Genomic DNA, 15,504 nt, shown 5'->3' with positions numbered 1-15,504 from the left:
TACGGCTTCAATTTTGAATTCTTCAGTGAAATTTTTGGCTGACATAAACACTCCTTCATTGAGCCTCCATTATGAGGCAAAAAAGTGTCTACGAAACCCGGGTCTATTCAGTGCTTTCTTCCGGGGGTATTTGCTGAGTTGGAATTTCGGTATCTGCATGTGCCGTTATGGCCAGAGCAAATAGCAGCGGAAAAATAAGAAGTACACGGTTATGGATTGGCATAAAGAGTTCCTTCGAGTGTGTAGCTTAGGCGAACACCCTCACGTACTGTGCGAATACGGGCTATGCGTAACCCAGGCATCGGTAATGAATCGATATAGATGTCAGGCGATATCGGGAGGATTAACGTAAAACGGACTTCCCGCCAAGGTAGCGTGATGTTCTCTCCGTCGATTAATCGTGTATTCGGTTGGGGGTCGAGCTGCAACTGTGCATTTTGCCGCTGGGCAAATGTGGTCAGTATTAGCATAGCTTCTGTCAGACCGATTAGTTTTTGCTGTCCTGAACCAGCTAACACCGATATGGGCAACGTGATTGTCGCTTGATCTGCCCCTCCAGGAATATTGAAAGCAACCTGGTGTTCGCCAAACAACTCTTGTGCCCGTCGTCTAAAATCAGCAACGCTGGCGTTACCGGTCCGACGATAGATAAGAGCGATATCGCTCTGGCGGGTGTAGGTTTTACTTTCAAGCATCCATCCGGCGACGGACAGAGGAATTAGATATTCACCATTACCACGAATAATGGCGGGAGCATCTGGCAGAGAAGGCCAGGGGGGTAATACGGGTTTTTGTGCCTGAATGTTTTCTTTGAGTTGCAGTTTTGCAATCTGCAATGCTTTATCTTCTTTCCACCCTTGATAGATATGTGTTCCTACGATGACACCTACTACGGCTAGCGCAATCAGTGAATACCTTTGCACTGGACGACGCAGGGACATCGAAGGGATGTTGTAGAGTTTGTTAACACTGGACGAGAGAGTGAAGTCAATCAGAGGCGTTGGGTTAGCCTCCCTATCCTCAAAAAAACCCACAGGCGCAATAACATGCCATTTATGGGTGCTCTTATTCATAGACAAGAAAAAAGTGATAGCGGCTAGCATACTTTCTTTGTTGCCCACCTTGTCACTCAGAACGGAGAGTTGGCCTTTACAGCTGGCCACAAACCAATAGATATCACTTTGTAGTTCAAACACCGCGTAGCAATCATCACTGAGTTGATGAGCTACAGCCAGGGCGGCACTGATAGGCGCTTTCTTTTCACTTTTTGGCACTTGTACCCAACACGCCAATAACTCGCTCTCAGAAAAAGATGTAGCGAGAAAGTGTGTTGCCCCCTCTTGGGTGGCTCTGCGCCGTAACTCGGACTTACTCTGTGTGGGCGCTATTTCCCACCTTAATGCAGCCAGCCAATTCTGGTCGGGGGGAAGAGGGAGGCGGGTGGCACCGTTTAATATGTGTAACGAATCGTCCATTTATTTATCCCACAATGTTAGCTGTCACCAGAATGAGTAACATATTGCGACTTTTCTCCGCGTTTCCGCCGCCACCTAATCCCCAGAATGAGGTTGATCCAACGCCCTGTTTGGATGCCGTGTTGTTGCCCTGATCAAAGGCAGTCAGCAGCATGGTATTGCCAGAACGGAGAATAACGCGGTAAGTGGAGGTTTTAAGGTGTGTTCGGGAAAGCTCTGATTGCGCATCACCTTGTTTGACGGTGCGGAACGTCGGATCATCTGAGATGCTTATAGAAAATTGCAGTTGCATCTGGTCGCTTTCCGGCATCATGTAAGGCATCGCCACCATATTAAAACCAGTGGTAATGGTGGCTCGCTGGATATCAGTAGAACTGCCTACATTGGCAGTCTGAGATGTCGTAATTCCAGCGACAAAGTCTTGCTGTAATGCCATTTGTAAAGGTACTGGTGACATATTCGTGGTCATGGCAGAGGCTTGAGTCACGATACTGGTGTTGGTTTTTTCAGACAGTGCTTTAATAAATGCCGCAGACCCTTTCCCTTTTCCATCCAGTAGGGTAACCCCTCCACTCATCGCATTCTCGGCCGCATTCGCAAATGAACCTGTTAGCATGCCTTTGACGCTGCCGCTGTTAAATACGCCGGTCAAATCGAACCCCAGGTTTTCCTGATTACGGGCTTCGACACTGTAAACCTGAACATTAAAGACCACTTGCCGGTTAAGCTGTTTATTACGGTCAGCGATATAACGACCGACAGCCTCAAGTACTTGAGGTGTATCGCTTACCGTTAACATGCCAGCAGAAAGATTCATACGACCCACTTTCGGCGTCAGCATAGCGGTTACCGTGGTTTTGATATCGTCATATAAACTGGTTTTAATCTTCGTTTCGGTCGATTGTGATGTGTTGTTATCGCCAGAAATACCGCCGGTAGACGTGGTCCCTCCTGAACTGCCGTTGCTGGTTGTTGTTCCGCTGACTGTTGTGGAAGAAAAGACCGTCATGTTATCCATGAAATTGACAGGAAACGTGCGTGTATCAATGTAAAAAATAGTTATTTTACCCTGCTCATAACGCCACGATAGCCCAAGGCGGGTAGTGATGTTATCCAGGAAGCCATCTAGCCCACCTTGCCAGAAAACACCATGCAAAGTGTTACTGGTCGTAGTCATCGGTGTAGCAGAGGGGCCTGACATTGAACCTAATTGTGGCAACGGGATCATGCCCGTAGTCGGATCAGGCGGGGGAATAGAACCGCTCATTGCCTGAGTCGTTGTTCCCCCTGAGCTACCGACCCCTTGGGCATCCGGTGTGATAAATAGCGGAATTCGGCAGGTTGTAGAAATGAAGGCACCAATCTCTGCAAGGCTAACGTCACCGGCACGACTAAATGTTGGTGCGCACGAAGGGAGTTGGCTTTTTTCGCTGCCTTTTCCGGTGATGGGGGTTGTATTAATCCATTGCGATGTCAGCTCTTGAACGACCTTGCCCTTTCGCATGTCCTCAATCTTGCCAGTAACGATTTTCTGAGTATTTTCAGTATCACTGATCTGAGTATTAATGCGGTCCAGACTTGGGCAGCCTGTCAGTAACAGGCAGGCAAAAATAGGGGCAAGTTTTACCCTTGGTTGTAGCAACATGTGTTCTCCATTAATTGATGTAGACGATTGACCCATCTGGAATTGATGTGGGAGCCATGAGTCCTGTGCTGAGTCCCGTATGATCAAACAGCTGCCGGTTGTAGACTCGACCTACAAGCGATGAACTCAGTGATGCATTGATTAATGCATTCATGAGTCCAGGATGGTCAGGTTGATAAACCCATGTTTTTCCTTGGGTTCGGAGGTTATTGACAGGGCCGAGAGGGAATACTGGTTTTGCGATATCAACCACGCCATCGTTCTGTGGGTGAGTGTAGAGCGTGTCGTTTATCTGGTTGATATAACTTACCGTTGCCACAGCTTGTGCCTGCGCCTCGGTGGTTTGAGTAGACAACGCATTCATTTCAGTGTGCCGGGGCGGGACGAGCGTTAATGTCAACAGACCGGCCATAAACACCATCATCCAGTGCGTCATTTTGGCACCTCGTCACTGACGGTTACCTGACACTGCTGACTCCGAGTTCCTGCATACAGCGGCACCGAAGCATTCAGATAAAGGCTAAAAGCACCGTTCAGTGCATCCATAAATGTTCCATGGAACACCAGCGGAGCATCGATACGGTAATTCACAGAAGTTAACCACTCCACAGTCCAGTGTTTAACGTTTGGAAGTGAACATTTCTCTTCGGCAGACCATGTCAAAATTGAGTCTTTGAGGGTGCTACCCGGCACCATAATCCAGATACGCCGTGCTTCTTTCTCACCAGGCGTGGATATTTTTGCAGAAAGTATTGTTTGGGTTTTCTTCTCTGGAACAGATTTTCCAGTGAATGGATTGCTTTTATTGACTACTTCAGTTTTAAGGGATGGTGCGGTAGTTGTTGTGATCGCGGTGGCTTTGGGTACAAGTGGGACTGTCGTGGATAACGTAGAAACAGAAACCCTTCGATTTGGCCAGTCGATTGATGGTTTTAGTTTTTCCGGCGTAAGCAAACTATTCAGTACATACGGCCACTGATCATTACCGCGCCACTCTAGTGGTCGCCGCACATCGGGCATAATACCTGGGCCATAACTTTGTTGCCAACCTACTGGCGCTATTCGTGTAACTGCCTGCCTCAGTGTCTGAGCTTGACCCGCGCCCGCCAGCGCTGGAGTGTCCGGTCTTCCATCAGTAAAACTAACAGCGTGTAATCCAGCAATCTTCTGGCCCGCCAGCATAGATGATTGTGATTTATTGGCCGCATTTAATACCGGTTTGTTTGCTTTTTGTGGCACAACCGGCAACGGATTCTTAGGTTTTAATCGGACATTGCTGACTAACGCCAGTTCAGCCTGAGCTTGCTGAATAAGAGGGCGCTGTTCTTGTATCAGCGTGGTAACTAATTGTTGTGCCGGCGTTGCGGGGGGCTTGTGAGTCGTCAGGGCACAGCCGCTCAACACCATCGGCGCTAATGCCATGGGGATGAGCATTTTCATTGGCGTTTATTCCTGGAGCCGCGTGTTCGACGGGGTTCGTTGGCTATATCGAGGACTTTCTGAGCCAGTTCAGCGCTGTCGATTTGGTAAGCCAGGTCCAGAATGGCGTAAAGGACATGGCGACAAGCAATGGGCTGGTCGAGTCTTCCGGTCAAGTTTACGGCCTGTTCTGTCAGCATTTGGTCATGCTGAACACCCAGGGAATATGTTTTGCGTAGAGACATTCAAGTCACCTCGGTTACGCGGTGGCGTATGCAGGAAAAAAAGACCACCCGACATTACGGGTGGTCAAGAGGTCAGTGGAGACTGAGGGTGCTACTGGGGGTAGGAATGCCGGCGAGGCCTACAAGAGTTCAAATGGGAAATATATTGTGGGAGATAATCTTTACCGGTGTCGTGTGTTTTGTTACCCGGACTACGAACATCATTTTCGAAGGTAAAAGCTTGTAGAACAAAATCATCAGATTGCCATTCAATGACAGGGGGAACATCTTGGACTTGTTTTGACATCTATCCTCCGATTAAGCAGAGAAATACTGAAATCAAATACAACAAACTCATTAGTAGCTAGCGGATTGCCTCGATAAAAGCGAAGAAGAGGGCGCTGCGTACTTCGCCATCCTTTTCATCAACCAACGACTGGATCTGCTGGCGTTGCACGTTATTGAGTGGAATCTGATTCTTATCCCACTGACGTTTTCCGGGATGAATGCTTGAAAATGCCTGCACACAAACCGGCAACCGCATCACACTGTCCACGACTGTTTCGCGGATAGGCGCGATTTCGCCCGCAAAACGTACCAGATGGCTGATGCCTGGAGAGGTTTCGATTTTAGATGAGTGATGAATTTCGGGATCGAAACAAATAAAGATATAACCAGGAAATAACTGCTCAATGACTTGTCGGTTTTGGCCCGGACGGTCGGCCCGAGGACGATAAGTGCGCATTATTGGACTAAAAGCCATGACATTAATGCGCTCCAGGGTCATCTGGGCTTTGAAGACGTTATCTTTTCCTGCTTTATGGCAAGCGAGATACCAGCGTTCCATGATGTTCCCCGGTGATGAGCGGAAGAATAATGAAAAAGCGCAATGTAATGAGTATGCTCCGCCAAAATCGAACCCAGTGGATTCAACTGACAAAGACGAGCGATAGTGAAAAAGTGCATCGCGGTTCTCCTAACATGCGCTTTAGCCTGGACTGTACCCGACAACCAAGGGCAGAGAGGTGCCGGTAGGAAGCTACCAGGCACAGTCCGGGCTAAAGCAAATATACGGGTTTTTGGCGGGTGTAAGTTGGCGGACTTGCAAACCGTTTGAACCTGTACTTAAGTATGGTGTTGAATGGTATTTTCAATCCAATCTGTTGTAAATTAATTTTTAACGATCATATATCCTGATATAAACGCATCAAACAGTGATAAATAACTATTTACCCCTGCTTTTTGATCAAAAGATCTGGGAAAGATCCTTTTTGTAGATCAATTGATCTTTAAAACTAAATAATCAGAATATTTGACTCCCATAGTTCCTTTGCTGAGTGGTTAAATATTGATCGATGGCGGGCTAAAAAATTGAGTAATCGATATGTTCTTGTTTTCTTTTCAGGCTAACTATGTTTAAGGAATGGTTTTTTTGCGGATTTTGTTTGTTGTGTTGCTGGGGGGGATACAAAATAATTGTGCGGTGAGATAGGATACGTAAATGGTGGCATTCGGCACAAAAAGAGATCACCAGAGATCCAATTGTTGCAAGCCGGCCAAAATCCGGTAGTATTTACGCATGTTTTGCTGGGGGTTCTTAGTGGCATAAGCATCTGAGCAGCTATAGAAGAATGAGTAAGGGCGATGTTTTATAACGTCGTTCTGTTACAGGATGGGGCATATCCTTAAATGTCCGGGGTTAGAGGCACCAGATTTATCGGGCCTTAAATGCAAAAACCCCCCGAAATCCTCTCGAACTTGGCGGGACGAAGGATATCAGGGGGTCACAAAGCAGGCGCTGGCCTGTGAGAGATTATAACTCATGCAATCTAGAAAACAATACCCATCCGCCATCTGTGTAGGATGGGGTGAATAGTCAAAGCCAACAGGCAATTCAGGTACATCCTGATCCTCTAAAACGTACACGGCGCGGCGAATCGAACGCTTTGCGACGTGGACAATCTAAAGTTCATCGGCGTTATACACCCCAGTTGTGTTGCTCTGTGCCTCGAGGCATGGCGGCTAAAGTTGTGGCGCGTATGCAAAGCCATAACTGGCACCGCAATCATGATCTCATTGAACTGCGGCGGGAAGGTTATGTGCCATATACCAAGCGTAATGACCCTTACTTCACGCCAAAGGCAATGCGTATCTCGGCACGTTCTGAAAGCTGTGAGGCATTGACCGCGTTGTCAATGGCTCTGGCTGCCAATTGCGATTACAACCCAGACAGTGACTACCCGTTTGAAATCATGGCTCCGTTTGAGCAAATAGCGGCCGCGATGGGGATGTTGCACGTTTATGATAACGGCCGCAAAGCCTATGACAGCCCATTACATGCCTTGTCAGTACAGGAACAGCTCGGGTACGTGATTGTTCTACACGGTAAAGATACTGACAGTGGCCAGAATAAACCGTTGCGGTTATGGCTGACCGAAAAATTCTTCATTTCACGGGGGATCGCCGTTGAAGAGATCCGTCATTGGCTTGGCCAGTTCAAAACCTGGGCGATTAAAAACGGGTTGACTGAAAGTTTACGTAAAAAGTATGAACGGCACCTGCTGCGTGTTGAGCGTATTGGTATTGATCTAAATGACAAACCCTCTCTACGGAATCGCTTGAAACAAATCAAACGTTGGGTTGTCAGCCCTGACCTGGCAAAAGAGAAGCAAGAAAAAGTGGCTCTATTAGAAGGACGACTGGCTGAAATAGAGCGTGATAATACCCAGCGTCTCGATCTTATTCTGGACCAGACACAGCAAAATATCCGCAGTCTGGCCAAAGCGAAGCATAAACGCAAAACTCCGTATTATGATGCGTATGTAAAATGGTCAACCAGTTCAAAAGTCACGAGATTAGACGTCGTGATGCAAGAACAGGCCTTACAGAAAGAGCAACCCGGACTGAGCCACAGTGACCCGGAAACTTACTACCGCCTGTTGCTTGAGCGAGCAGGCATAATCTAGCCCCAAGATGACCCCATCCCGAACCCTACCGTGCGCTGCGCGGTTTTTGTGTTGGCCGAACCCCTGAGATTGAGTGTTATTTAACCTCGACTCAACGGACTATTTTTCATTATCCACCCGAATTTATGATCGACAGTCACGCAATTCTTATTACGGTGAATATTTGTACTATTAACTTCGAATGGATGTACTTAATTTCGTAACCTGTTAGATAAATATCATTAATTTCGAACGTTATTACTGAACAAAATAAGCCTCTAAAAAGAGGAGTACTTTTCGAGCGGCTAAAGCCTGCTCTCCAAAGTAGCTCCCCTCGCTTTGCTCAGGGCAAATTACACATTGGCAATATAGAAAAAAAACAATAATAAGTAGCTCCCGGCTAAAGCCGGGCAAAAGAACTTCGCATAACCATAAGTTATTAACTAGGATTAATCCTACCGATCAGTTTCAGTCGCTAGTTCTTTCTTTTGTCTCCGACCGTTAAACTAATTCATTGCTGTAAGATTGGTTAAACGGCTCTCGCACAGCTCAAGCCTCAAAAAGATAGGTCTAGCAGGATGGGGGAGGTAACGGGATTATGAAAGCCTGGAACCGCTACGCGGGTCACCGGCGACCCTTACCAATAGCGTTTATCTTTTACATTGTTGTCGCCTGCATACGGCATAGCCGTATTGATCAGTATTCGATCAATCATGAACGATGGATCGGGTTTAACACTGGTTTTACAGGCAGGCAAAGTGCTATTCCAAAAAAAATGACGTAGGATTATGGGTTTAGCCATGAATTTAGATTGCCAGGTTTCTATGTCCACGTTGTTTATTGATTTACTAATCAAACCGCGTAAAAGATTTACGATAAAAACCCGCACGCATGATGCATTCGTACAATGCCTGGTTGCATACGTGCAATTACACTATGCGAGAGAGCCTGGTTGGTCATTGTACAAATATGGTACAAGCTGGGGATGTTTATGCCAGGTAGTTACACGGCCCTTTCTTAGCTGGCTTGAAAAGTTTAGAGATAACCCACGTATTAATGAAATCCTAGATACTTTTTTACCTCATATTCCAGAAAATGGAAATGAGCTCGATCCTCCAATAGCGGTATACATCCCGCTTTACTGGTTCTGTATAACAATACCTCCTGTTCGTGATCAAATACGGGACATGTGGCTGGGTAAGACTACTCATACTGTTTTGACTGCCCTACCACCGCGCATTACAGTGCCATCCCTAAGGCCTTCGGATTACTATCTACTGTATGAGGGACGGGCTGTAGCTCAGGATTTACAGCAACATTTCCAGCGGTGCTTAAATGAGAATATCCCTTTTATTGGGGTGTGGCATTATCGACCTAAACAACATACTTATGCGCACAGGTATGACATTCTCTTCTCCTGGGAGCCTTTTATAAAAAGCCATCCCCATATATTTGATAATCCAAAGTACCCTGGTATTGATAAGGTTATCCTGCGGCGTATCACACAAATCCTCAAAGATAACAAGCCATACGATGGTTTTGAAAAAGCACAGATACAGAGCCAGTTAACTAAAGGGCAGCTCAATATTCTCAAATTGAATTTTACGGCAGCGGAACAGCTGACTCTAGATCTGGTAAAGCTAACGCTGCAGCTGATTGAGGAAATGGAACAAAAGTTAGAAACTACCGAGGCTTTGGGAACAAAACTGGGGGTATTGGAATAATTAACTAGGGCGCTATTATCTAAGCGCCCAGGGGGTCTTTTTAACTATTTCTACGCTGATTTAGAAGTGTCGGATAAGCACAGCCAGTTACCTGACAGTGCTCTCCTAAGAACGGAGCGTGCGACTTTCACCGCACTCCGCTCAAGCCTCTCAAAGGCAATTATTGTTACCCGGCAAACTTCTCATAACGCGGTTTCCAGCGACATATGCCAGCTGTTTCGGCTTTTGTCCCTATTTTCCTTACGTGAACTCCAGTAACTGGCGAATGTCGGATCATAAGGTGTTGCCTCACAGCGGATTTTGGTATGTCGTTTTAGGGGTTTGAGGTCCAATGGTGCGAAAACCTACGTTAAGTATATTTTGTATACTAATAAAAAAATACTTTTATTGGAGGCCAGTATGGATACAGTTAAACTTTTTATAAGTGCCGTTCTAAACCCGCCATCCTTCAATGATTGGCAGTCGATGAGCAGCATCATAGATATGATTGTGACGGGCTTTGCCTTTTTGTTTCGTGAGGTTTCGATATTCTCCCTTGTCGTTGCCGCTGTTATCATTGTTGCATTTGTTGTTACCCTCACTGCCCAGAAAATTAAATCTTTCTGGGCAGTGAGGTAATTCTGCCCATTTCTGGCATTTCGTTACCTAAATATACCAGCGAGTTAGGTGACGAAATATCTGGCTTACAATCCCAAAACGTAAGTTTCTGTTAAAATTCTCTAAGGAGAGCATAAGCCGGAACCGTCGATATTTATGGGCCGTAGTCTTGAGGTATATTAGTTAAGTTCACTGTTATATCTACCGCGGCCATAGCTGTACAAGGGCCGCGAAAGTGTATTTTCCTAGAGCCGTTGACGCTAACTATTTAGTCAGATGTCGCATTTTGCAACTTCGCTCCCACTAGGCCAATCCCCCCGCCCTGCACAATGATTGCACTGAGCGGGTAGATTGGTTATAATATAAGCGCAGGTGAAAGTTGCAGCTCTCACCTGCTAATCTAATTACTTGATTAGATTACGGATAGATAAAATGTGTTTACATAAAGTGTGTAATAACCTTTTTGAAACAACACTGGCTAGTAGTGGAGAAAATCCACATTTCGCTATTAGCCAACCTTTCCATACTGGTAGTACATAGAAAAACCCCACAGCAATACAAACTAAGTAAAAGCACATTACCAATAGTAGTAAGCACGTAGTCCAATACCTCTCTTCTTGGTAAGTTGTTTTTATATTACTCCCATACGAACATATATGACCTAAAACGTTTACTACGTCGCTGATAGTAATTGAAAATAAAACCGCAGTATCTTTGATGGTAGAGACAAGACCATTGAGTACAGAGATATAATATGGCATTAGCTATGAATTCCTCTTGTTTAGATAAATGAAAGTTTTTGTTTGAATAAATTATTTTCATAATTGCAACTCACTGTGTAGTGATTAAAAAAATGACAAAGAGAACCCGCCGCCATAATATTGAAGCGTCATAGATTTCTTGTTTTTAGATAGAACTGCCGATAATACTTTATATAATACTGTTCATTTGCTTCTCCTTTTTCGGGTAAGGGGCCATCTTGCCAAATTCAGATAATAGTTCGCCGCCAAAAAGAATGATTCATTCTTAAAGTGGGAGGGCTATCAACTGGGATGTATAACAATTCTTGGAAAGGAACAGGAAGTGTTATTGGAAGAATTTGTGCATTTGCTTTCTTCTATTGTTTTTATAGTATATTATAAACACTACAAAGTAAAGAAATATGAATGTAATCCTGTGAGGTAAATTATAGCACAGCTAACAATGGTTGCATTGTGCAAAAAGTGCTATTTATATGATATCTCATCCCCCTCTTTTCAGTTGGCTTTACCCCTGGAGTGCCAAATGGCCCAACCTCCCCTATTCCCGCCCTGAATGTCTGCTATAATGCGTTATGTCTCAGTGGCTTGCATACCGCCAGAGGCAGGCAATCGGAGCGTCTCGGGCGCGTTACGCTCCGATTGCCACCCTTTTTTACTTGGCTTTTCCCCCATATAGCGAAAACTCCCAAAACCCGCCGTGACCGATCACCTATTTATTTTCGTTGCTTTCTTCAATAGCCATTTTTGCTTTGTTGACGATCCGTATAACTGTTCTTTCAGATACACCAGTGAGCCTTGCTGTATCCCTGATACTTTGGCCATTTTTGATGCGCAGCTCTATTATTTTCTCATGCAAAAGGCGATCTGCTTGTCGTCCCTTAAATTTCCCCGCCGCTTTGGCTTTGGTTATCCCCTCTTCCTGGCGCCGACGTCGATCGCTGTAATCTTTACGTGCGATAGCGGCCAACATATCCAACATCATGCCATTGATGGCTTTCAGCATGGCAAGAGTGAATTCATCAGGTGCATTCGGAGTTAGTGCCATGTGACTTGTGGGTAAATCCAGGCTAACAACGACCAGTCTTTTTTCCTGGATAAGATGTTTTAGTTTCTGCCATCCATCTTCATCCAGTCGGGAGAGTCGGTCGACCTGTTCGATAAGAATAATATCACCAGGTGCCGCATCATCGAGCAGCCGTAACAGTTCTGGCCGCTGGAGTGACGCCCCGGACACATTCTCGGTGTACCAACTGGCCATCCGAAAACCTTTCTCTTCCACAAAGGCTTTCATGCGATTTTTTGCCCGTAGCGCATCTTGTTCTTTGGTTGAGGCGCGGAGATAGCCGTGAATGTACATTTTTTACCCACAAGTGACGTTTAGGTGATGATCATAATGTACATGACAGATAGATGATGATCCAATGGGGAAATGCCCCTAATTTCATCTATGACATTAGGGTATACTTTACTGTCAGTGATGATCTCATAAAGTGCATCCTGATTACTGAGGAACGATAAGGAAACATCCTCCGGTCGGGCCCAGCTTGCAGGAAAAAATACCGTTGCAGCTTTGTGCGTGGGACAAAGCTGCTTTGACGTCGCCAAATGATCCTAGCCACAGCGTTTCACGTGAGTTCTGGAAGCGGCTAATTTCAGGTAGGGAGTTCATTCTCCGGGCATTACTAAATAGCTTATGCTTGGTCAGCAGGTCATGTTTCTCTGGGGAAAGTAACGCAATCAGCTGTTCGGCGGCGTCAATCTTAGTACCAATATACGCTATCGCATCCTGCGGAGTCTTAACCCGGTAGGCTTTCCAAAGAGGCTCGTTATGTGCCACGCGGTTGCGGTATTCACGTATCGTTTTGACCAGATCCCGTGCCGTCAGAAGTGTTGTAGCCGCACTCTGGGAGGGCCATGCTCCTTTGAACACTTGAGTAATCATGGTATTCCAGAACAGACTTGGTCCCAGTAGTTCGTCACTCATAGCAAATTCCCAAGTTGAGAACTCGGTGCTGGCCACGGTTTCCTCATGGCTGGGATGATGATTTTGCCGGTGATATCGCCTGAATTTCTCTTTCCTGACGTAGCTTGCGGCGCTGGCAAAATTATCTTTCAGCGCCCTGATCTCAAAAGGCGGCTTATGGCCCGGCGTGGATGCATAGCTTTTATACTGGATCCTCTTCCACCACCACTTGCCAGCGAAGCTGATAAATGCAACATCGATGGCGTTTCGCAGGGTAATTTCAGCCGCGCTCAATAGTGGGTAAAGCTCTCCGCCTAGCGCCTGGTTCCAAACATAAATTCCTACTAGTTCCCTATCGGTTAATTTTCCAAAGACTCTTTCATAGCTGAACATTCTTTTCGACGTGAAAATCCTGGCCATGAGGTCAGGCTGATAAGCGACGCTATCCGGCATGTTTTTTCCTTTTCTGGCCTAGTACTGAATGCTCAGTATGCCAGCTTATGCTTGACAACCTGATGCGCAGCTTGTAGGCTTCACATCAGGTTGGTGTAAGGAACCAATGGCCTTCGGGTGTATGACCTTTCACAAAGACCGCAGATTTTGACCCCGGCTGAAGCCGGGGTTTTTGCGTTCAGGACCCCGCATGCCTTCACTCTGTACGGGTGACAACCTGCATCATATCCCCGGCGCGGAGCCTGAATGTGCGGAGATGTTCTTCTGCAACCTCCGTTATCCCCTCTTCAGTCAGAACACCCCCATTAAGTTTCCCGTTTCTTAGCTGCGAAAGTTTATCGATATAAATTTCAATTTCCGCAAGCTGTTCGCATAGCGCTGTGAGCGCAGGGGTGGCCTCAGTGGCACCTGCGCGACGCTGCATGGAACGTACACTGTCGAGAAGTTTCACATAACGCTCATGCCACATGGAGAATGCATACAGAGGGATGCCTTGGCCTTGGTCGTCGCAGTTGAGTGCCTGCTTTGCACAATTAATAGCTTCCTCGGCGTCTCGGATAATCATCTGGTTAAGAGCGTCTGAAGACACGCCATTACCGGTAAACGTCTGCAGTTTGTTAATGCTTTCCGCGGCTTCATTGATTTGCTGCTTAGACAATTCCAGATGTTCAGCTGTAATAACCGTAAGGCTTGTAAGATTGCTTACGATAAGGCGCAGAGTGGCGTACAGCTGGTTAATGGCGTCCAGGCTTGCTGGAAAATGCTGGTAACCTTCGACAGGCGATCCCGTACGCTGTCCGGGTGCTGACAGTATGAGATCTTCATTAGTGCGGTAAAAACGGTAAGCGTCCTCAATGTCTTGCATGGCAGTCATTACCATTCCGTGTGGCAACTGCTGCTCCGCATGTAATGACTCTGTAAAGCTTTTCAGGCGGCCCCAGACCGTTTTAAAGCGCAGCAGGGCTTCTGAAAAAATCTCCTCCGGGTTCACCGCCGCCGGTTTATAACGGATCTGAACTGGAAGACTGCCGGTTTCGGCTATGTAATCCGTCAGCGCTGAGAAATAGCTGCTGAAGGTATAACCGGCAGCAGCCAGAACCGGTTCCGCCTTTTCTTTTGATTCATCTTTAACGCGCGTATTCAGCTGAGCCATTCTTCATTTCCGTTATTCTATATGATTATAGCTATCGTATAGCATTTTGCTATACGTGTAAATCTAATAGTAACCACTATCTTTATGCTTTACTGAAGTATCATCTGGCTGCCAGTCTCACTTATCTAGGATTTGGCGGAAGATCCGAAAAAAGATAGTTTCGGACAGCATCCTTGCCATGCGTACGAAAGTAAGCGAATCCTTTTACGGACATAAGGTAGTTTCGTACCTGACCTTACGTTCAATGATTGCTCTTCATAAAAATCATCCGCTATCAAAATAAAAGAGTTTGCGGTGAAGAAGTAATAACAACATTTACTTTATCTATAGTTACTATTCAAATGAATTGTAATATTTAGGCATACATAAATGTCATATTAGCTTTACATATGAAAGTGAATGATTAAGTAGTTATCGATTTAAATCATATTTATTATTAATAGCAGTTGGTTTGGCTTAATCATCTATGGTTTGATTTGTAAATATATTTTTTAAATCATTCTTGATATGATTAAATTATAGTTAACTTAAATCACATGGTGATGTTTATGATCTTGAATATCGAACATTCACCTGTTCGTCGCTTGTCAGCGTTGCAAAAGAGCATCTTGATATTATTGGCTGCGCTTGACGAAAGGAAGCCTGGTCCAGTTCCCACAAAAGATCTTGAGAAATTGCTAGCTCTTAGTGATAACAAGCCAGTATATGGTCCCAATCTCCGTGGTGCATGCCATCGATTAGCTAAAGCTGGGATGGTTCGTACTTTACGAGCCTCGAATTTGCAGCTGGCTGTCGAACTAACACATGATGGTTTGGAATACGCCGGACTACTTTACGCAAACGAAAGGCAGGCTGAACTCGAAAGGCAAAAGCGTAAGACATACTTTGTACTGTCTCAAAATACGCCGAATAAAACTGTTACAGACCCCCTACCCGTTATATTAAATGGGCAAGTATATTCAGTCTTGCGTGCAAGCTATGTCATACCGTTTGAGGGGGCCCCGTACCTGCTATTAGTTCAAGCTGAAGGTAAAAGGGTTCGCTTACGCGGAGATGCAATTAGTGTAGGTTCTCTCTATCAGGACTGTTTTAACGCTGGCCTACCAGTCCAAGTTCAAATCAACGAGGAAGACTAAGGAGGATAG

Annotated in this window: 12 protein-coding genes; 4 read left to right on the top strand and 8 right to left on the bottom strand. The window is 45.7% G+C overall.

What is annotated here, in order from left to right:
* Nucleotides 1-209: 209 nt before the first annotated feature.
* From pilO2 to DBA33_RS15725, 5 genes are all read right to left on the bottom strand, one after another.
* Entirely contained in the window at nucleotides 210-1,475 is a 1,266-nt protein-coding gene (pilO2, locus tag DBA33_RS15750; RefSeq protein ID WP_120806788.1) for a type 4b pilus protein PilO2, read from the bottom strand.
* A 4-nt stretch (nucleotides 1,476-1,479) separates the two neighbouring features.
* Nucleotides 1,480-3,120 carry a PilN family type IVB pilus formation outer membrane protein gene (locus DBA33_RS15745; RefSeq protein WP_120806787.1) on the bottom strand — a complete coding sequence of 547 codons (1,641 nt, stop codon included), beginning with the start codon at nucleotides 3,118-3,120 and terminating at the stop codon, nucleotides 1,480-1,482.
* Nucleotides 3,121-3,130: 10 nt separating this feature from the next.
* Nucleotides 3,131-3,556: a type IV pilus biogenesis protein PilM gene (gene pilM, locus DBA33_RS15740; RefSeq protein WP_120806786.1), complete on the bottom strand. Its 426-nt coding sequence runs from the start codon at nucleotides 3,554-3,556 to the stop codon at nucleotides 3,131-3,133.
* On the bottom strand, nucleotides 3,553-4,560 hold the full coding sequence (locus tag DBA33_RS15735; protein WP_120806785.1) for a TcpQ domain-containing protein: 1,008 nt from the start codon (nucleotides 4,558-4,560) through the stop codon (nucleotides 3,553-3,555). Before DBA33_RS15735 ends, pilM begins: the two co-directional genes overlap by 4 nt.
* 567 nt (nucleotides 4,561-5,127) lie before the next feature.
* Nucleotides 5,128-5,610 carry a transcription termination/antitermination NusG family protein gene (locus DBA33_RS15725; RefSeq protein ID WP_120806783.1) on the bottom strand — a complete coding sequence of 161 codons (483 nt, stop codon included), beginning with the start codon at nucleotides 5,608-5,610 and terminating at the stop codon, nucleotides 5,128-5,130.
* A 1,021-nt stretch (nucleotides 5,611-6,631) separates the two neighbouring features.
* Between DBA33_RS15725 and DBA33_RS15720 the strand changes: the two genes are divergently transcribed.
* The 3 genes from DBA33_RS15720 to DBA33_RS15710 all read left to right on the top strand — a co-directional run bounded on the left by DBA33_RS15720 (nucleotide 6,632) and on the right by DBA33_RS15710 (nucleotide 10,050).
* The gene (locus DBA33_RS15720; RefSeq protein ID WP_230596536.1) at nucleotides 6,632-7,729 is read left to right on the top strand and encodes a Replication protein; all 1,098 of its coding nucleotides are present in this window, start codon (nucleotides 6,632-6,634) and stop codon (nucleotides 7,727-7,729) included.
* An 803-nt stretch (nucleotides 7,730-8,532) separates the two neighbouring features.
* Nucleotides 8,533-9,432 (top strand): hypothetical protein, encoded by a 900-nt coding sequence (locus DBA33_RS15715; RefSeq protein WP_139127572.1) that lies wholly within the window; start codon nucleotides 8,533-8,535, stop codon nucleotides 9,430-9,432.
* Between the two features lie 399 nt (nucleotides 9,433-9,831).
* Complete coding sequence (locus DBA33_RS15710) at nucleotides 9,832-10,050, top strand: hypothetical protein (RefSeq protein WP_120806781.1); 219 nt, start codon at nucleotides 9,832-9,834, stop codon at nucleotides 10,048-10,050.
* Between the two features lie 1,449 nt (nucleotides 10,051-11,499).
* On the opposite strand, the gene DBA33_RS15705 is transcribed toward DBA33_RS15710, so the two are convergent.
* The 3 genes from DBA33_RS15705 to DBA33_RS15695 form a co-directional block, all read right to left on the bottom strand.
* On the bottom strand, nucleotides 11,500-12,147 hold the full coding sequence (locus tag DBA33_RS15705) for a recombinase family protein (protein ID WP_120806780.1): 648 nt from the start codon (nucleotides 12,145-12,147) through the stop codon (nucleotides 11,500-11,502).
* Between the two features lie 144 nt (nucleotides 12,148-12,291).
* Complete coding sequence (locus DBA33_RS15700; protein ID WP_120806779.1) at nucleotides 12,292-13,206, bottom strand: Abi family protein; 915 nt, start codon at nucleotides 13,204-13,206, stop codon at nucleotides 12,292-12,294.
* Nucleotides 13,207-13,402: 196 nt separating this feature from the next.
* Nucleotides 13,403-14,359 carry a type II toxin-antitoxin system RelB/DinJ family antitoxin gene (locus tag DBA33_RS15695; protein WP_120806778.1) on the bottom strand — a complete coding sequence of 319 codons (957 nt, stop codon included), beginning with the start codon at nucleotides 14,357-14,359 and terminating at the stop codon, nucleotides 13,403-13,405.
* Nucleotides 14,360-14,907: 548 nt separating this feature from the next.
* Between DBA33_RS15695 and DBA33_RS15690 the strand changes: the two genes are divergently transcribed.
* Nucleotides 14,908-15,495, top strand: a complete 588-nt coding sequence (locus tag DBA33_RS15690) for a hypothetical protein (protein WP_120806777.1) — start codon at nucleotides 14,908-14,910, stop codon at nucleotides 15,493-15,495.
* Nucleotides 15,496-15,504: the final 9 nt, after the last annotated feature.

The organism is Yersinia sp. IP36721, from assembly GCF_003634395.1.
GTDB classification, from domain to species: domain Bacteria; phylum Pseudomonadota; class Gammaproteobacteria; order Enterobacterales; family Enterobacteriaceae; genus Yersinia; species Yersinia entomophaga.
Note: the sequence above shows the minus strand (reverse complement) of the source record. Positions and strands in the feature narration are given on the sequence as shown.